The sequence below is a fragment of the Streptomyces sp. M41(2017) genome (assembly GCF_002078175.1).
GTDB lineage: Bacteria > Actinomycetota > Actinomycetes > Streptomycetales > Streptomycetaceae > Streptomyces.
In genome coordinates, this window is the sequence record NZ_MWFK01000001.1 from 3,485,711 (window position 1) to 3,503,900 (window position 18,190).

Annotated in this window: 17 protein-coding genes; 4 read left to right on the plus strand and 13 right to left on the minus strand. The window is 72.3% G+C overall.

Annotated features, from left to right (window positions below; all coding sequences use genetic code 11):
• Window positions 1-11 precede the first annotated feature (11 nt).
• A complete protein-coding gene (locus B0675_RS15450) occupies window positions 12-1,274 on the plus strand; it encodes a styrene monooxygenase/indole monooxygenase family protein (RefSeq protein WP_081219400.1) in 1,263 nt (420 codons plus the stop codon).
• Here the strand turns inward: B0675_RS15450 and B0675_RS15455 are convergent.
• The 4 genes from B0675_RS15455 to B0675_RS15470 all read right to left on the minus strand — a co-directional run bounded on the left by B0675_RS15455 (window position 1,238) and on the right by B0675_RS15470 (window position 4,637).
• On the minus strand, window positions 1,238-2,449 hold the full coding sequence (locus tag B0675_RS15455) for an NlpC/P60 family protein (RefSeq protein WP_081219401.1): 1,212 nt from the start codon (window positions 2,447-2,449) through the stop codon (window positions 1,238-1,240). The genes B0675_RS15450 and B0675_RS15455 overlap by 37 nt on opposite strands.
• A 109-nt stretch (window positions 2,450-2,558) precedes the next feature.
• The gene (locus B0675_RS15460; RefSeq protein WP_081219402.1) at window positions 2,559-2,879 is read right to left on the minus strand and encodes a hypothetical protein; all 321 of its coding nucleotides are present in this window, start codon (window positions 2,877-2,879) and stop codon (window positions 2,559-2,561) included.
• Window positions 2,880-2,889: 10 nt separating this feature from the next.
• A complete protein-coding gene (locus B0675_RS15465; RefSeq protein ID WP_081219403.1) occupies window positions 2,890-3,615 on the minus strand; it encodes a TetR/AcrR family transcriptional regulator in 726 nt (241 codons plus the stop codon).
• A gap of 92 nt (window positions 3,616-3,707) precedes the next feature.
• Complete coding sequence (locus B0675_RS15470; RefSeq protein ID WP_081219404.1) at window positions 3,708-4,637, minus strand: diiron oxygenase; 930 nt, start codon at window positions 4,635-4,637, stop codon at window positions 3,708-3,710.
• A gap of 196 nt (window positions 4,638-4,833) precedes the next feature.
• On the opposite strand from B0675_RS15470, the gene B0675_RS15475 reads away from it, so the two are divergent.
• Entirely contained in the window at window positions 4,834-5,745 is a 912-nt protein-coding gene (locus B0675_RS15475; RefSeq protein WP_081221813.1) for an ADP-ribosylglycohydrolase family protein, read from the plus strand.
• Here B0675_RS15475 and B0675_RS15480 read toward each other — a convergent pair.
• From B0675_RS15480 to B0675_RS15510, 7 genes are all read right to left on the minus strand, one after another.
• Window positions 5,742-6,215: a DUF3291 domain-containing protein gene (locus B0675_RS15480; protein WP_107482635.1), complete on the minus strand. Its 474-nt coding sequence runs from the start codon at window positions 6,213-6,215 to the stop codon at window positions 5,742-5,744. The two genes, B0675_RS15475 and B0675_RS15480, sit on opposite strands and share 4 nt — an antisense overlap.
• A gap of 114 nt (window positions 6,216-6,329) precedes the next feature.
• Window positions 6,330-7,805, minus strand: a complete 1,476-nt coding sequence (locus tag B0675_RS15485; RefSeq protein ID WP_081219405.1) for a penicillin-binding transpeptidase domain-containing protein — start codon at window positions 7,803-7,805, stop codon at window positions 6,330-6,332.
• Window positions 7,802-9,178 carry an FtsW/RodA/SpoVE family cell cycle protein gene (locus B0675_RS15490; RefSeq protein WP_081219406.1) on the minus strand — a complete coding sequence of 459 codons (1,377 nt, stop codon included), beginning with the start codon at window positions 9,176-9,178 and terminating at the stop codon, window positions 7,802-7,804. Before B0675_RS15490 ends, B0675_RS15485 begins: the two co-directional genes overlap by 4 nt.
• A gap of 88 nt (window positions 9,179-9,266) precedes the next feature.
• A complete protein-coding gene (locus tag B0675_RS15495) occupies window positions 9,267-9,776 on the minus strand; it encodes an SH3 domain-containing protein (protein ID WP_081219407.1) in 510 nt (169 codons plus the stop codon).
• A gap of 71 nt (window positions 9,777-9,847) precedes the next feature.
• Window positions 9,848-11,131 (minus strand): HAMP domain-containing sensor histidine kinase, encoded by a 1,284-nt coding sequence (locus B0675_RS15500; RefSeq protein WP_081219408.1) that lies wholly within the window; start codon window positions 11,129-11,131, stop codon window positions 9,848-9,850.
• A complete protein-coding gene (locus B0675_RS15505; protein WP_081219409.1) occupies window positions 11,128-11,952 on the minus strand; it encodes a hypothetical protein in 825 nt (274 codons plus the stop codon). The genes B0675_RS15500 and B0675_RS15505 overlap by 4 nt, the downstream gene beginning before the upstream one ends.
• A gap of 274 nt (window positions 11,953-12,226) precedes the next feature.
• Entirely contained in the window at window positions 12,227-12,733 is a 507-nt protein-coding gene (locus tag B0675_RS15510) for a dual specificity protein phosphatase family protein (protein ID WP_081219410.1), read from the minus strand.
• 97 nt (window positions 12,734-12,830) lie between these two features.
• Here B0675_RS15510 and B0675_RS15515 point away from each other — a divergent pair, with 97 nt between their 5' ends.
• Entirely contained in the window at window positions 12,831-13,634 is an 804-nt protein-coding gene (locus B0675_RS15515; protein ID WP_081221814.1) for a nuclease-related domain-containing protein, read from the plus strand.
• 120 nt (window positions 13,635-13,754) lie between these two features.
• On the opposite strand, the gene ligD is transcribed toward B0675_RS15515, so the two are convergent.
• Window positions 13,755-14,636, minus strand: coding sequence for a non-homologous end-joining DNA ligase (gene ligD, locus B0675_RS15520; RefSeq protein ID WP_081219411.1), 882 nt, complete (start codon window positions 14,634-14,636; stop codon window positions 13,755-13,757).
• Between the two features lie 62 nt (window positions 14,637-14,698).
• Between ligD and B0675_RS15525 the strand changes: the two genes are divergently transcribed.
• Complete coding sequence (locus B0675_RS15525) at window positions 14,699-15,889, plus strand: Ku protein (protein WP_081221815.1); 1,191 nt, start codon at window positions 14,699-14,701, stop codon at window positions 15,887-15,889.
• 253 nt (window positions 15,890-16,142) lie between these two features.
• Here B0675_RS15525 and B0675_RS15530 read toward each other — a convergent pair whose 3' ends face one another.
• The gene (locus B0675_RS15530; RefSeq protein ID WP_081219412.1) at window positions 16,143-17,906 is read right to left on the minus strand and encodes a beta-ketoacyl-[acyl-carrier-protein] synthase family protein; all 1,764 of its coding nucleotides are present in this window, start codon (window positions 17,904-17,906) and stop codon (window positions 16,143-16,145) included.
• Window positions 17,907-18,190 lie beyond the last annotated feature (284 nt).

The following is an 18,190-nucleotide window of genomic DNA, read 5'->3' on the forward strand; positions in this document are numbered from 1 at the left end:
GAAACACCCGCATGCGGAAGATACTCGTCGTCGGAGCCGGCCAGTCCGGACTCCAGCTCGCCCTCGGCCTCCAGTCGCAGGGATACGAGGTCACCCTGATGTCGAACCGGACGGCGGACGAGATCCGCACCGGCCGGGTCATGTCGACACAGTGCATGTTCGACACGGCACTTCAGCACGAGCGTGATCTCCAGCTGAACTTCTGGGAGTCCCAGGCCCCGCGGATCGAGGGCCTCGGCGTCTCGGTCGCCGCCCCCGGCTCCTTCGACCCGGGCCCCTCGCAGCGCGCCATCGACTGGGTCGGCAAGCTCGACGGATACGCGCAGTCGGTCGACCAGCGGGTCAAGATGGCCGGCTGGATGGAGACCTTCGCCCAGCGCGGCGGCCAGCTGGTCATCCACGGCGCGGCCGTCTCCGACCTCGACTACTTCTCCCGCACCTACGACCTGGTGCTGGTCTCGGCCGGCAAGGGCGAACTCGTCTCCATGTTCGGCCGCGACGCCTCCCGCTCGCCGTACACCGAGCCGCAGCGCGCCCTCGCGGTCGCCTACGTCCACGGACTGGGCCCGCGCCCCGAGCACCCGGACTTCGACGCCGTGCGCTGCAACCTGGTCCCGGGCGTCGGCGAGCTGTTCATCATGCCGACCCTCACCACCTCGGGCCGTGCCGACATCCTCTTCTGGGAGGGCGTCCCCGGCGGCCCGCTCGACGTCTTCAACGGCGTCAAGGACCCCGCCGAGCACCTCTCGCTCACCCTGGAACTCATGGAGCGGTTCACGCCCTGGGAGTACGCGCGGGCGACGAACGTCGAACTCACCGACGCGGGCGGCACGTTGTCCGGGCGCTACGCCCCGACGGTCCGCAACCCGATCGGCCGGCTGCCCGGCGGCGGCCTGGTCCTCGGTGTCGCCGACGTCGTCGTGGCCAACGACCCGATCACCGGCCAGGGCTCCAACTCGGCGTCCAAGTGTGCCGCCGCCTACCTCTCCTCGATCGTCGAGCACGGCGACAAGCCGTTCGACGAGGAGTGGATGCAGGCGACGTTCGACCGCTACTGGGACACCGCGCAGCACGTCACCAAGTGGACGAACGCCATGCTCGGCGTCCCGCCGGAGCACGTGCTCAACCTGATCGGCGCGGCCGGCCAGCTCCAGCCCGTCGCCGACCGCTTCGCCAACGGCTTCAACAATCCGGCGGACTTCGAGAACTTCTTCTACGACCCGGAGAAGACGGGCGCCTACCTGGCCTCGGTCGCCGGGGCCACGGAGGCGTAGCCCTCGTCGGTTCCGTCCGTGGCGTTCTCGGGGAGCTTCGGCGGCGTGTAGTGCCGCAGGGGCTCCCCGCCCGCGTCGGGGCGGACCGCGCCGAGCAGCGGGTTGGCCGCGATGGGGGAGACCTTGACGTCGGTGCCGGGCCGCGGCGCCTGCACGACCATGCCGCCGCCCAGGTAGAGGGCGACGTGCGTGGCCTCGGGGAAGTAGACCACCAGGTCGCCGGGGCGCAGCTCGTCCAGCGGGACCCTCGGGAGGTCGGCCCACTGTTCCTGGCTGGTGCGCGGGACGGGTTGCCCCGCCCGGTCCCAGGCCTGTGAGGTGAGCCCCGAGCAGTCGTAGGCGGCCGGGCCCTCGGCGCCCCACTCGTAGGGCTTGCCGATCTGTCCGACGGCGTAGCGCACGGCTCGCTCGCCCGCAGGAGACGGCGCCCGCTCGGTGCTGAGCGCCCCGGACGCCATGATGGCCCGCTGCGCCGTGTCCGTCCCGGCCTTCTCGGTCCTGTCCAGGTCGGCGATCTGGTCCGCGGTGAGCGAGGCGAGCAGTTTCTGCACGGCGTCGAGGCGCGCGCGCACCGCGTCGCGTTCCTTCTTCTGCCGTGCGGCGAGCGACAGCTGACCGTCGAGCGCCTTGCGGGCCGCCCGCGCGAGCACGTCGATCCGCTTCTCGCTGCCGCTGACCCGCTGCACGGTCTCGGCCCGCTCCAGCGACAACTGCCCGATCACATGGCCCTGGTCGAGCGCGTGCTGCGGATCGCGGGCGAGCAGCAGCCGTACGTACGAGGAGATCTCGCCGCTGCTCTGGTACTGCTGCCGGGCCAGCCGTCCGGCGGCACCGCGGCTGTCGTGCAGCGAGAGACGGGCCGTGGCGAGGCGGGCGTCGAGCCGGTCGGTCTCCGCGCGCTGCTTCTTGAGTTTCTCGGCGGTGCCGTTGTACGTCTCGGTGGCCTTCTCGGCCTCCCGGTACAGCCGCTGAAGCTCCGTCAGAAGCGTGGCCGCGGACCGCGGGGCGTCGGGGGAGGCGGCGCCGTCGGTGCCGCCCCCGCCGTCGGCCGTGAGGCCGGCGGAGCTGTCGGCGGTCGGGGCGGGGTCCGGGACGGCCACCGCGGGGGACGGAGCGAGCAGTGCTCCCGTCACCACCGCGGCCGTACAGACCAGACGCAGAAGCCTTCCTGACATGCCATCACCTCCGGTGCCGGGGTGGCCCGTCGACCACCCGTCTCGCACCGGCAGGATCGAGCCGCCGCACCACGGGCGCGCGCCGGGTGGCCGCTTCGGCCCAAGAAGGTCACTCGTCGGCGTTGCCGCCCGGCGTGGCGTCACCCGTGCCGGTGCCCTTGTGCCTGCGCGCGGACCAGGGCCACGCGAACCGGGGGCCCGACCCGTCGTCCTCGGGGTCGTACTCGTACCTCCACCCCTTGTGGAGCCCGAGCCGCCTGCTCGTCGCCGCCTGGACGCGCCGGTACACGAGCACGGTGGGCGGTCCACCGTCGGCGGCGGGCACCGGGACCCGGTACGTCTTGGGCGGGTGACCGGTGATCCCGAGCAGCACGGGCAGCACGCGGCCGTCCAGCGGGCCGCCGGAAAAGGGGGTGTCTTCGCTCTTCACCGGACCAGTGTCACAGCAGGTGGGCCGCGTCCCCGACAACGGGCAGCACCCGGCGCACCAGCGTCCCCGCGATGCCGTCCGGACGCTCCATCGCGAGCGAGGCCCGGACCACCGCGGCGGTCTGTGCGTCGCGCCCGGCGCTCGCCGTGAGCACGGCCACGAACTGCTCGACGAGCCAGTCCCGCAACTCGTCCAGCGGCGGTTCCTTGCCCTCGTCGAGCCAGACCAGCGAGGCGGCCTCCACCGCCGTGATCCACATCCGTACGGTCATCCGCAGCCGGGGCCCGGGGTCCTGCACCGCGAGGTGGTCGAGGATGTGGTCCGCCGCGGCCCGCCGGACCCCGTCGACGATGGCCGTCGTCCGTGAGGTCTCGATGACGCTGCCGCCCTGGAGCAGGGCGCTGAACCCGGCGTCGTGCTGGTCCACGAAGGCGAGGTAGCGGTCCAGGGCGTGCGAGAGGCGCTCGGTGAGCGGCCCCTCGGGAGGTTCCGCGAAGCACTGCTCCAGCTCGTCCGCCGCGGAGCGCAGGGCGGCCTCGTACAACTGCTGCTTGCCGCCCGGGAAGTACCGGTACACCAGCGGCCGGGACACCCCGGCCGCCTCCGCCACGTCGTCCAGCGAGACCTCCTCGGGCACCCGCTGGGCGAACAGCGAGAGCGCGGCTTCGAGGAGCTGGCTGCGCCGTTCCTCGACGCTGAGACGGCGGTAGGCGGGGGTGGAGGCCTGCGAGGTCATGTCGGGCAGCGTAACCGGCCCGTACACAACTCCCACACAACGGAGGGTGACCGGCGGGACCGGCCCGGGGCCGGTCCCGCCGGTCACGGCGCTCAGGCCAGCAGGCCCGACGACTTCCACAGCCGCCGTCCCGCTCCGCGCAGCACCCCGATGTCGTCCAGGAAGTCCGTCAGGCGCTTGGCGCCGGTCTGCATCACCTCGCGCCGGTGTCCGCTCGCCTTGACCTGGGCCATCGCCTCGCGCTGGTCGAGGCCGACGTTGGTGTACACCTCGGGGTTGATGAAGGCCACCGAGAAGACGCGGGCGAACTCGCCCGAGGTGACGCGGGTGAACTCCTGGGACCAGCGCGGCGCCGTGACCATCTGCCGCCGCAGCTCCTCACGGGCGTACCGGACGTGCCGCGCCTCCTCCACGACGTGGATGCGCGTGACGCCGCGGACCAGGGTCTGCACCCGCTCGTCCGGGAACGTCAGCCGCTGCATCCAGTCGAGGATCTCCTCGCCGAGCAGCGTCGCCGTGAACGAACCCGGCGTCGTCGAGATGGTCTTGAAGAGCCGCCCGAGGTTGAGGTGCGCCCGGCTCACCGGGTAGTGCGGGGTGCCGCCGCGGGTGATCAGCCGGGCGAACATCTTCGAGTGCCGGCACTCGTCCTCGATCTCGGTCAGCGCGTAGCGCACGTGCGCGCTCGTCGCCGCCTTGTCGTAGATGTGCCGCACCAGCAGCTGCATCAGGATGAGTTCGAACCAGATGCCCAGCGAGGCCAGCGCGGCCGCTTCGTGCTGGGACAGCGCGATCCGCTGCTCCTCGCTCATCCGGTGCCACATCGGGGTGTCGTACAGCGACACCAGCTCGGGCGGCCAGAACCACTTGCCCTCCTCGAGGGGCGCGTCCCAGTCGAGCTCCTTGTCGGGGTCGAAGGAGTGCTTGGCGGATGAGTCGAGGAGGCGCTCGGCCACCTGCTCCCGGTCCTTGAGCAGACCGAGCGCGTCACGGAGCACCTCGGCTTCGGTCACCGTCGTCATGACTGTTTCCACCTCGTCGTACGGGATCTGCGGGGGTTACCGGCGGTCACAACTTATGAGACTGCTTGTCAGCAAGCTCGTCAATCCCCTGGGCGGGACGAGTTCACGCAACCGGTGGACGACCGTCCGCGACGCGACACTCCCGACGCGCGAAAACCACTGCGCAACCGGCCGCCGGGCCCGGCATCATCACCCCATGACCCCGCCGATCCCCGCCGACCGCAGCGCCGACCGCCGAGCAGCCCGCCGCAGTCTCGACGGCCTGGCGCTCGGCGACGCCTTCGGCGAGCGCTGGTTCCCGCTCTTCCGGGACCGCCTCCAGGCGTACGAGGAGATCCGCGCCCGGCGCACGCCCGAGGAACACACCTGGCACTGGACCGACGACACCGCCATGGCGCTCGGCGTCCTGCGCGTCCTCGACGAACACGGCGAGATCCGCCAGACGGAACTGGCCCACGCCTTCGCCCTCGGCTACGACGCGGACCCCGCCCGCGGCTACGGCTACGGCATGCACGAGCTGCTGCCCCGGCTGCTCCAGGAGCCGCACCGCTGGCCGGAACTGGCGCGCGCCCTGTTCGGCGGCGAGGGCAGCCTCGGCAACGGCGCGGCCATGCGGGTCGCCCCGCTGGGAGCCTGGTTCCACACCAGCCTGCCGGCCGTCGCCGAACAGGCCGCGCTGTCCGCCCAGGTGACACACGCCCACCCGGAGGGCGTAGCCGGCGCGGTCGCGGTCGCCACCGCGGCGGCACTGTCCGCGACCGGCCGCCTCGACCTGGGCGCCGTCGCCGCCGCGACCCCGCCGAGTGCCGTACGCGACGGTGTCGAGAAGGCGGCGGCGCTCCCGTTCGGCACCCCGCCCTGGAAGGCCTCCGACATCCTCGGCAACGGTCAGCGGATCCGCGCCGACGACACCGTGCCCTTCGCCCTCTGGTGCGCCGCCCGGCACGCCACCGACCTGACCGAGGCCCTGTGGAGCACCGCCGAGGGCTTCGGCGACGTCGACACCACCTGCGCCATCACCGGCGGCGTCGTGGGTGCCCGCACCGGTGTCGACGACGTCTCCGACGACTGGCTGCGCCGGAGGGAACTCGTGCCCGGGGGCCTCTAGACCCCGGTCGGGGCCACCGGCGGGAAGGAGGTCCGCAGCGTGAACGCGTGCGGCGTGGGACCGTGTTCCCGCAGGTGCAGCAGGCGCGACTCGGCCTCCGGGACCGTCGGTCGGTGCCCTGCCGGAACCCACCACAGCGCGGTCATCGCCTCCGCGACCCGCTCGAACCAGTCGTGCCGACGGGACAGCAGTTCGCGGTGCCGCCCCCGGTACATGAACGCCGTCAGGGCGTCCGGGTCGCGCCAGACGGACAGGTTGACGATCAGCCGGTCGTCCCCGAGCACGGGAACGTCGGTCGCGTTCCCGGAGTCGCTCTGCAGCCGCCACACGAAACCGTCGGCCGCGTCCGCGACGGCGTTCACCGGGTCGAGACCGTCGACGAAGTCCTTCAACTGCGGTGATTCCAGCGGGGCTTTGAGGCGGGCTATGTTCACTTCGGCGAGTTGGTGCGCACCTGTCGGCAAGGTCATGAGCGAACGGTAGGCCGCCCCGAAGGGCCGTCACACCCACGTCTCACAGGACGAGAGAGCAGAGGCGTCCGGTCGGAGCCGCGCCCCGGTGCACCGGTCCCCGCCGGCCTCTGTTCACCGGTCCCCGCGGTCCCGCGTGTCCAGCACCGCCTCCATCACCGACCGGGCGATCGGACCCGCGAACCCACCGCCACTGATGTCCCCGCGATTCGCCGCCGCGTCCTCGACGACGACCGCCACCGCCACCGCCGGCTCCATCGAGTCGTCGGGCCGGGCCCAGGAGATGAACCACGCGTACGGGGTTCCCGCGTTGCCGACGCCGTGCTGCGCCGTGCCGGTCTTGCCGCCGACGGTGGCACCGGGCAGGGCCGCCACCTTCCCCGTGCCCTCCTCCACCACGTCGGTCATCAACTCGCGCATCTGCTGCGCCGTCGACGCGCTCATCGCCTGATGGAGGGTCCGCGGGCCCGTCGTGCCCAGGGTGCCGCCGCCACGCCGGGTCGTCCTCTCCACCAGGTACGGCCTGCGGACCGTGCCGTCCCCCGCGACGGCCGCCGAGATCATCGCCATCTGGAGCGGGGTCGCCCGGGTGTCGAACTGGCCGATCGACGACAACGCCAACTGCGCCTTGTCCAGCCGCAGATCGAAATTGCTCGGCGCCACCGCGAAAGGGATGCGCAGCTTGCGGTCGTTGAAGCCGAAATCCGCCGCCGTGTGCGTCATCGTGTCGAGCCCGACATCCACCCCCAACTTGGCGAACACCGTGTTGCACGACCAGGTGAACGCGTACCGCAATGACGCGTCCTCGCAGCCCTCGATCTCGTTCGTCAGCCGTGTCGTCGTCCCGGGCAGCCGGTACGGGTTCGGCGAGTCGCTCGGCGCGTCCACGTCGTCCACCACCCCCGCGTCCAGCGCCGCCGCCGCGGTCACCACCTTGAACGTCGACCCCGGCGGGTACGTCTGCCGGATCGCCCGGTTGAGCATCGGCTTGGCGTCCTCCGCGTTCAGCCGCGCCCACGCCTTCGAGACCGCCGGCCCCGTCCCGGACAGCACCCCGGGGTCGTACGACGGGGTCGAGACCAGCGCCAGGATCCGGCCGGTGGACGGCTCGATCGCCGCGACCGCGCCCCGGCGCGCACCGAGCCCGTCGAACGCCGCCCGCTGCGCCGCCCCGTTGAGGGTGGTGACCACCTTGCCGCCCGGGTTCCGGGCCCGCGTGAAGTCGTTCCACAGCGGGAACGGGTCGAGCATCGGGTCGGCGCCGGACAGCACGCCGTCCTCCGTGCCCTCCAGCAGCGTCGTCCCGTAGACCTGGGAGGCGAACCCGGTGACCGGCGCGAACAACGGGCCGTCCCGGTAGGTGCGTTCGTAGCGGAGCTGCTCACCGGTGTCCTTGGATCCGGTGACCGTCCTGCCGTCGACGACGATGTCCCCGCGCGGCTGGCCGTAACGGGCGATCGCCTGACGGCGGTTGGCCGGGTTCCCGTCGTACGACGGGGCCTGGACGACCTGGACGCGGGCGGCGTTGACCAGCAGCGCCACCAGCAGCACGGCGCACAGCCCGACGGCCCGCCGGATGTACTTCGTCATGGTGTCTCCGTCCCGTCGTACTGACCGCGGGCGCTGTCGCTGATCCGGATCAGCAGCGCCACGATGATCCAGTTGGTGACGACCGAGGAGCCGCCCTGGGCCAGGAAGGGCATCGCCATGCCGGTCAGCGGGATCAGGCCGGTCACCCCGCCCGCGATCACGAAGACCTGGAGGGCCACGATCGAGGCGAGCCCGATGGCGAGGAGCCGTCCGAAGGGATCGCGCACCGAGAGTCCGGCGCGGTAGCCGCGTTCCACGAGGAGCGCGTAGAGCAGGAAGATCGCGGACAGGCCGACCAGCCCCGTCTCCTCGCCCGCGGTCGCGAGGATGAAGTCGGACTTGGCGGCGAAGCCGATGAGGATCGAGTGCCCGAGCCCGAGGCCGGTGCCGAGCAGCCCGCCGGAGGCGAACGCGAAGAGGGACTGGGCCAGCTGGTTGGGGCCGTCGCCCGCGGTGATCGAGGCGAAGGGGTCCAGCCAGTCCTCCACCCGGCTGTGCACGTGCGGCTCCAGCCGGCCGACCGCCACCGCGCCCACGGAGGCCAGCACGAGCCCGACCGCGATCCAGCCGGTCCGGCCGGTGGCGACGTACAGCATGATCACGAACAGGCCGAAGAACAGCAGCGAGGTCCCGAGGTCCCGCTCCAGGATCAGGACCACGACGCTCAGCAGCCAGATCGCCACGATCGGGCCGAGCACACGGCCGGTGGGCAGCTGGAGCCGCCGGAACCGCCAGATCTGCCGGCCGCTGTACGCGAGCGCGTTGCGGTTTGCGGCGAGGTAGCCGGCGAAGAACACCGCGAGCAGCACCTTCGCGAACTCGCCCGGCTGGATGGAGAACCCGGCGATCCTGATCCAGATGCGGGCGCCGTTCACCGCCGGGAAGAAGATCGGCAGGACGAGCAGGGCGAGCGCGCTGACCACCGAGACGTAGGTGTAGCGCTGCAGGACTCGGTGATCGCGCAGGAAGAGCACGGCCACGATGAAGAACGTGACACCGAGCGTCGACCAGACGAGCTGGATCGGCGCCGCCTGGTCGTCCGGGGTCTCCAGGTCCAGCCGGTAGATCAGCACCAGACCCAGGCCGTTGAGGAGGACGCCGATGGGCAGCAGCAGCGGATCGGCGTACGGGGCCCGCAGCCGCACGGCCACATGGGCGAGGAGCGCGAGCACACCGAGCCCGGCGCCGTAACCGGCGGCGCCGGGCGGGACGGTGCCGTTCTTGGCGAGACCGACAGCGCAGTATCCGTAGACGCTGAGCAGGACGGCGAGGACGATGAGGGTGAACTCGACGCCACGGCGCCTGGGCAGGCGTACAGCGGGAGGGGCCGGTTCCACCGCCACGGCCGTTCCGGACATTCCGGGCTGGGTCATGTCCGGAACGTAGCAAGTGGCCGACCTGATGTCCCGTTATGAACTGACAAACCGGCCGTACCGGTTCACCTGTGCGGGTGCCGGACCGTCAGCACCAGCGCGGTGCCGCACCGATGTTGTCGATGTAGCGGGCGGCGCCCCAGGCCCAGGTGCCGTCGGTGAGGAGGTACCAGAGCGGGTTGCCGTCGACCTTCTGGCCCGGGGTCTTGCAGTAGATCGAGACGATCTCGCCCTGCCGCGCGACCCGGATCAGCTGGCTGCCGCGGTTGGGCGCGCTGCGCAGGGCGAGGCCGCCGCGCGCGGTGATCCGGCCCTTGTACTGGCGCGGGTTGTCCTGACGGCCGTCACCGCGCCCGTTGGCGGTCTCGCGGCCGCCGCCACCGCCGCCGTTGTTCGACTCGCGGCCGTCGCCGTTGCCTGCACCGGCACCCGCACTGTTGTTGTTCCACTCGTGGCTGCCGGTGCCACTGCTGCTGTTGCTGTTGTTCGCGAAGCCGCCCTCTCCGTCGGCGAGGGCGGGGCCGGCCGCCGTGAGCGCGACCATGCTGCCGGCGGCGAGAGCTACGGCGATTCGGGTGTGCGTGGACCGCAGGGACATGGGGTGCTCCTCCAGAAAGGGGGCGAAGCTGACTAATCGCCACATTAGGAGGGGGAGCCGAGGACCGCAGGTCACACTCCGCCATCGGGGACGCCGGGCTCTTCCCGCCCGTCCTGAGGGAGCGTCAGCGTCGCCACCGCACCCCCGTCCGGCGCGTTCGCGAACTCCAGACGCGCCCCCAGGACCTCCGCCTGGCCGAGCGCGATGGTCAGCCCGAGCCCGTGACCCCTCGCGCCGCCCTCGGTACGGAAACGCTGCGGCCCGTGCTCCACGAGGTAGCCCGGATAGCCCTCGCCGTGATCCCGGACCGTCACGACCGGCCCGTCGACCGTCAGCACCACCGGCCCCGCGCCGTGCTTGTGCGCGTTCGCCACCAGATTCCCCAGCACCCGCTCCAGCCGCCGCCGGTCCGTCTCCACCCGTGTCGCCCGCACCACGCGCACCTCGGTGTCCGTCCCCGACGCCCGCACCACCCGCTCGGCCAGCGGGACAAGCGGCTCCGAGTCCAGCTCCAGACGCTCCCTGCGGGCGTCGAGCCGCGAGATCTCTAGAAGGTCCTCGGTCAGGGTGCGCAGCGTCGCCACCCGGTCGAGCACCAGCTCCGTCGGCCGCCCCGGCGGCAGCAGCTCGGCCGCCGCGTGCAGCCCGGTCAACGGCGTCCGCAACTCGTGCGCCACGTCCGCGGTGAACCGCTGCTCACTCAGCAACTTGCGCTGCAACGACGACGCCATCGTGTCGAGCGCGCCCGCCACCGCCGCCACCTCGTCCTGCGCCCGCCGCGGATTCTGCGCCCGCCGGTCGTCGACCCGCGCGTCCAGGTCACCCGCGCTGATCCGCCGTGCCACCCGCGCCGTCGCGTGCAGCCGCCGCGTCACCCGTGTCACCGCGAACGCGCCGACCAGCAAGGTCGCCCCGATCGCCAGCGCCGACGACCACACGATCGCCCGGTCCAGGGCGTCGATGGTGTGCGCGCCCTGGGCGTAGTCGTACTGCACGGCCAGCGCCCGGCCGCCGTCGGCGGGCCCGGCGGCCCACATCGTCGGATGCGTGTCGTGCTCGCCGACCATCGAACCGCGCCGGCCCGCCACCGCCAGCTCACGCAGCCGCGCCGGCAGCGCGGGCGGGTCCACGGCGGCGCCCGGCGGCAGCCGGTCGCCCGCCTCGTGCGCCGCCGTGACGTCCGTGAGCCGGTCGAGCGCACGGTTCCGTGCCTCGCCCACGGTCTGGTCGGTCACGGACACGTGCACGAGGACACCGAGCAGGGCGGCGAGCCCGCAGCACATCACCGCGATGAACGCGGCCGCCTTCCACGTCAGCGTGGCCGTCCAGTCCGGCAGCCGCAGCCGGGGGCTCATGAACCGCTCGCGGACGGACTCACGGCCGGACTCGCGGACGGCGAGGCCGACGGGGAGGGCCCGGGGGAATGCGTGGGGGAGGGGATCAGAGGTGGCGGCGGGGCGTGCGAACCCCGCGGCGTCGGCGGACCGACCCGCAGGATCTCGTCGCGCGTCGCCAGCATCGCGTTCTGGTGCGCATCCCAGGACCAGACCGTACGGAACTCGTAGCCGGGCAGTGTCGACGGCGACCGGATGATCACGTCCCGGCCGGCCAGCTCCACGCTGACCACGCTGTCCGAGGTGCCCATGACCTCCACCAGCCTGTGGTGCAGGAACGTGTAGACGCGCACCGCCAGCTGGTCCTTCGGGAAGCGGATGCCGAGCACCAGGTCGTCCTTGCCGTCCCCGGTCAGGTCGCGGTAGTACGCCTGGAGGATCGGACACTTCTTCCCCTGCGCCCCGCGCTCACCGCAGTCGTCGAGCTGCTTGACGGTCTCCGCGTACGGCGCGTGCGGCCCGGTGTAGTCGTCCGGATGGGCGGCCACCTCGGCGCGCACCACGGCGACCGGATCGACCTTGTGGATGTCGTCACCGGGCGCGGTGACGCCCTTGACGGTCTCGGTGTCCGCCTCCCCGTAGTCGATCGCGGGGGTCGAGGCGGGCGCGAGCTGCGGCCACAGCCTGCTCGGACCCACGGCGGTCGGCGTCGCACCCGCGCCGCGCAGGTCCCCGGAGTCCCCGCAGGCCGTCAGGGCGACCGCCAGCACGACGGTGACCGCGGTTCCGAGAACGGCACGCGCCGGCCCGGAGGCCGTACGCGCGCGGCGGCTGTGGATCACTGCGCTCCTGCGTCCGGGCCGACCGTCCGGGGGTGCGGGCGCGCCGCTGCCCCACCTGGCCGACGAAGAGAATGCTGCCGTCGGGGCGGCGGCCGTCCTCGACGGACCCGCCCCGGACGTCTGGGCACGACCCCGGACGGCCGGTCGCCCCGTACACCTTATTCATACGGAAGTCCTTTTTGTTCACCCGGACCCCGAGGCACCCCGCGCCGTCGACAGGCGGATGCCCGCTCGGCCCGCCGCCCCGCGCGCACCGCCGATCCCGTGAGCGCCGCTACTCCGCGAGCTCCTCGAGAAGCCGCGCCGTGGTGAGCCCGGCCCGCAGGTACTCCACGAACAGCTGGTTGTGCAACGCCCACGGCGAGCGCCGGGCCCTGATCAACCGGATCGCGTCGTCGGCGGAGTGCCCGGCGAGGACGAGCGCGTGCGCGACGACCAGCCCCGACCGGTTGTACCCGTGATAGCAGCGGACCAGCACCCGCCGCCCGTCCTCCAACGCGTCGTCCGCCGCCCGCGCGAGCCGCATGACTCCCGTCAGCTGCGTCCCGTCCAGCGGCCCGTCGGGAATCGCCCACACATGGTGCTCGACGCCCGGGTCGGGCCCGTGCCCCGGCAGCCGCAACAGCGTCAGGACCAGGTCGAACTCGTCCCGTACGACCACGGCCTCGGCCGCTCCGGCCCGTCCCGCGAACTGGTGCCCGCCCATCCACAGGCCCGGCACGATCTCGCTCCACGGGCTGTCCGGAGCCGGAACATCCGGATGCTTTCTGCGACCCCGCAACGGCGCCTCCCACCCAACTCCCCCAACTCCCCTCAAAGGTAACCGGGTTCTTGCCCCTGGAGCACCCCGCCTGTTCCCATGGACGGGGGTGATGGGCATGAACCGACTGCGCGTCGTACCGGCCCGGCGCCACGGACAGGACCGCCTGTACGTGTGCGGGACCGACGGAAGGAACGTCGCCTGGTACGACCGTGAGGCGGCCCGGGTCAACCTGCTGAGCGAGGACCGGCGCGACGACGTCCTGCACGCACTGGGCCCCTTCCTCACCGGCCCCGTGACGATCGGCCCGCCCCCTGTCCCGACCCCGGCCGAGCTGGCCCGGCTGACCCTCCACCCGGACGACGACCTCGCGCCGAACCGGCCCGGCGAGGCACTGGTCGTCGACCTCGACCGCGACCCCGGCCCCCCGCACCGCCTGCGCCCCGACCCGCGCCGCCGGGCACTCGCGGCCGAACAGGCCGTCGGCGCGGCCCTGGACGCCCTGGAAGGCGGCGGCTGGCACACCCTGCACTCGCTCCCGCTGCCCGGCGGCGACCGTGTCCACCACTTGGTCGTGGGGCCCGCCGGACTTTTCTGCGTGCGTGCCCTGCACGCCCGCGGACGACGCGTCCTGGTCGCCGACCCGATGGTCACCGTCGGCCGCGGCGAACCCCAGCCGCTGCTCCGCCGGGTGCGCGCGGACGCCGACCGTGCCGCGCACGCCCTGACCGCCCAGGTCCACGCCGTCCTCGCGGTGGTCGAGGCGGGCCGGCTCGACGTCCTGGCCGCACCGCGGCGGATCCGCGTCCTGCGCGACACCGACCTGCCCGGTCTCGCCCGGCTCGGCGGGGTCCTCAAGCCCGCCGACGTGGAGGCGCTGCACGCGATGGCCCGGGACCGTCACACCTGGCTGCGGGTGTGAGCGGGCGGGGGCGCGCCGGGCCCCCGAGGCCGAGGCCACTGTCGCCGCCGTCCCTGATGCCGCCGTCGCTCCCGTTCCCGTTGCTGCCGCTGCCGCTGCCGCTGCTCCCGCCGCTGCCGCTCAGGGCAGCGGGTGCCTGTGCTCCGGGTCGAGCAGCGGTGCCATCAGGTCGCCGAACCCGGCCACGCGCTCGGTGACGTCCTGCGCCCGGAACACCAGGGCCGCCGGCTTCCGGCACCCCTCGACCTCCTCCCAGGTCACGGGTGCCGACACCGTCGGCTCGTCCCGCGCCCGCAGCGTGTAGGGCGTCGCCGTCGTCTTCCGGCCCGCGTTCTGACTCCAGTCGACGAACACCTTGCCGGGCCGCAGGCTCTTCGTCATCCGGTGCACGACCAGCCGGGGCAGTGCCTTCTCCGCCTCCACGGCCAGATCCTTCGCGTAGTCGCTGACCTCGTCGGACGGCGTCGGCGCGACGGTGGCCAGCAGGTGCAGCCCCTTCGAGCCGGACGACTTCGCGTACGCCTCGAACCCGTCCGCGGCGAGCCGCTCACGCAGCCACAGCGCGACCTCGCAGCAGTCCACGACCGACGCCGGCGCCCCCGGGTCGAGGTCGAACACGATCCGGTCGGCCACCCCGGGCGTACCGATCGTCCACTGCGGCGTGTGGAACTCCGTCACGAGGTTCGCCGCCCACATCAGCGACGCCAGGTCCTGGAGGAGGACCATCCGGGCCGGCCCCTCGGTGCGGGGCACCTCGGCGGTCCTGACCCAGCCGGGCGTACCGGGTGGCACGTTCTTGGTGAAGAACACCTGCCCGTCGGGCCCGTCGGGATAGCGCAGAAAGGAGACGGGCCGGTCGCGCAGGTGGGGGAGAAGCACGTCCGCCACCGTGGCGTAGTAGTGCAGCACCTCGCCCTTGGTGAACCCGGTGGCCGGATACAGCACCTTCTCCAGGTTGCTCAGCGCGAGCCTTCGCCCCTCCACCTCCGTGATCGGCGTCATACGATGAGAATCCCACGAAAACGGTACAAAAACGGCTCACGGTGATCGGAAGGGTGCGGCACGTGCGATCCATATGGAACGGCGCGATCTCCTTCGGCCTGGTCAGCATCCCCATCAAGCTCATGAACGCCACGGAGAGCCACTCGATCTCCTTCCGCCAGATCCACCTCGACGACGGCGGCCGCATCCGCTACCGCAAGGTGTGCGAGCTGGAGGACACCGAGGTCGAGACCTCGGAGATCGGCAAGGCCTACGAGGAGGCCGACGGCACCCTGATCCCGATCACGGACGAGGACCTCGCCGCCCTGCCCCTGCCGACCGCCCGGACGATCGAGATCGTGGCCTTCGTGCCGGCCGACCGGATCGACCCGCTCCAGATGGACACGGCCTACTACCTCTCGGCGAACGGCGTCCCGGCGACCAAGCCGTACGTCCTGCTCCGCGAGGCCCTCAAGCGCAGCAACAAGGTGGCCGTGGCCAAGTTCGCGCTGCGCGGCCGTGAGCGGCTCGGCATGCTGCGCGTCGTCGACGATGTGATCGCCATGCACGGCCTGCTCTGGCCGGACGAGATCCGCGCGACCGACGACGTGGCCCCGGACGACGGCGTCACCGTCCGCGACAAGGAACTCGACCTGGCCGACGCCCTGATGGACACGCTCGGCGAGGTCGAGCTCGACACCCTGCACGACGACTACCGCGAGGCCGTCGAGGAACTCATCACCGCCAAGGCCGAGGGCCACGAGGCTCCGGCGGCCCCCGCGGAGAAGGACGGCGGCAAGGTGCTCGACCTGATGGCCGCCCTGGAGAAGAGCGTGAGCGCCGCCAAGCAGTCCCGGGGCGCGGACGGCGAGGGCGACGGCGACGCCGAGGTGCACCCGCTGCCGGCCGGCAGGTCGGGAAGCCGCAGGTCGGCCCGTACGGCACCCAAGGAGGTCGGCGGCAAGAAGTCGACGTCCACGTCGAAGAAGACGACCGCAAAGAAAACCGCAGCGAAGACCATGGCGAAGACCGCGACGAAGACCGCGACGAAGACCGCGACGAAGACCGCGACGAAGACCGCGGCGAAGAAGACCCCGGCTCGGAAGTCGACCACCAAGTCGACCACCAAGACGGCGGCCAAGACCTCCACGGGCAGCTCGGCCAAGTCCTCCGGGAGCTCGACGGGCTCCAGGACGGCGGCCAAGAAGACCGCCGCCGCGAAGAAGACGTCGGCGAAGAAGACGACCGCGGCGAGGAAGAAGGCGTCGGCGTAGGGCTCCGCGCGGAGGCCCGGGCTCCGGGACCGTCCGGAGGTGTCCGGTCGGGGAGGGGCCCGGGCCGGCGTGCTGACCGCGATGGATTCGCTGGCTTGTGCATGCCGGGATGCGCATGCCGGGATGTGCAGGGTGGGATGTGCACGTCCGCTGCCACCGGTGAGCGAACCGCCCGCCGGGCCGCCGTTCTCGCCTACAAGCGCCGTCCGTGTGCGAACGGTGCCACCCGCGCACGGAGCCCACGTCGCTCCGCTCAGGCCGTGCGGCGCAGCGCCAGCACCGCGTTGTGGCCGCCGAACCCGAACGAGTTGCTGAGCGCCAGGTCGCCCCGTGCGGGTAGCGACCGCGGGGACTCGGTCACCACGTCCAGCCCGATGGCCTCGTCCTGCTCCTCGCACCCGATGGTCGGCGGGATGAGCCCGTGGTGGAGCGTGAGGACGGTGGCGACCGCCTCGACCCCGCCCGCCGCGCCCTGTAGATGCCCGAGGTGCCCCTTGAGCGCCGTCACCGGAACGTCCCCGCCCAGCACGGCCCGCACCGCGGTGGCCTCGGCGAGATCGCCCTCGGTGGTGGCGGTGGCGTGCGCGTTGACGTGCACGACGTCGACGGCGTGGCCGCCCGCGTCCCGCACCGCGCGCCGCAGCGCGAGGGCGACCCCACCGCCGGACGGGTCCGGCGCGGCCATGTGGTGGGCGTCGGCCGACAGTCCCCAGCCGGCGGCCTCGCAGTAGATCCGCGCGCCCCGGGCCCGCGCGTGCTCCTCCGACTCCAGGAGCAGGAAACCCGCGCCCTCGCCGTTCACGAAGCCGTCGCGGTCCTTGGCGAACGGCCGGGACGGACTGACCGACCCCAGGTCGTGGGTGGACAGCGCGCGCATCGAGGCGAACGAGGCCATGATCGCCGGTGTGATCACGGCCTCCGCACCCCCGGCGAGCGCCACGTCGACCCGTCCGTAGCGGATGCGGTCGATGGCCTGTCCGATGGCCTCGGTGCCGGAGGCGCACGCGCTCGTCACCGTGCGGGCCTCGCCGGTGATCCGCAGCGCCAGCGACACCTGCGACGCGGGCTGCGACGGCACGGTCATCGGGGTGGTGAGCGGCGACACCGCGCGCGGTCCCTTGTCCCGCAGCTTGCGGTCACCTCCGACGAGCACGGAGGCGTCCCCGATGATGGCGCCGACGCTGACGCCGACCCGCTCGGGATCGAGACCGCTCTCGACGGTCCCCGCCTCGTCGAAGCCGCCGTCGCGCCACGCCTCGCGCGCGGCGAGCACCGCGAACTGCGCGGCCCGGTTCATCCGGCGCGCCTGGGGCCTCGGCAGCAGCTCGGTGGGGTCGACGGGCACGCGGCCGGCGATCCGTACCGGCAGGCCGTCGAACTCCTCGTCCGCCAACTCCGTTATCCCGCACCGCCCGTCGACCAGTCCCTGCCACAGCTCCCCGACGCCGACGCCGAGCGGGGTCACCGCGCCGACCCCGGTGACGACGACCCGCCGGGGCACCACTCCGCCGGCGACGGTACGACGCGGACGCGGGACGTGTCGTACGACGTGACCGCTCTCGACGGCCCGCCCGACCTCCTCGCGCAGCCCCGCGTCGGAGACGGGCTCCGCGCCCCGGTCCTCCAGATCCCGGTGCCAGCGGCCCCAGCGCCGGGTGTACGACACCTCGACGGCGGCGGGGTCGACGACGCGCAGCGAGGTGACCCGGTCACCGTCGCGGAACTCCACGCCGTCGAGGTCGGCCGAGGCGATCTCGGGGATGCCCGCGACGTCCATCCGCCGACAGGCCACGGTCACTTGGTGGCCACGGTCGAAGACGTGGTCGTGGTCTCTTCCCCCGAGCGGGGGCCGGAGGGTCACCCGGATCGTGTGCGGCGTCTCGGGAAGCGTGTGCATCACCACGTACCACTCGTCCCGCGCCACATCGCTCTCGGACAGGGCGAGAAGGTCACCCGGAACGAGCTCCGCGACAGAGACGGCGTGAGGCTGCACGGGAACGTCGGAAGAATTGCGCATTGGTTCGCCTGCCTTCGCTGTGGGGGGTGGGAGAAAAATCCCGCCACAACACTCGGCGAAAAGTCCGAATTTGCCTAGACGTACCCCCTGTATTTGTGCGAAAGGTCACGAAAGCGTGCGCTCAATTATCGGCGCCCGAGAATTGGCACCGACGGGTGATCGGGCACAATTGAATTCTGAACCAACAGTGTCGACTCCCAGGTGGGCGCGTGTTCAGGCGGGCGCGCGATGTGTCGAACTCGGCATCGGTCGAGCACTCACGCATATGCCGAACGCATATGCAA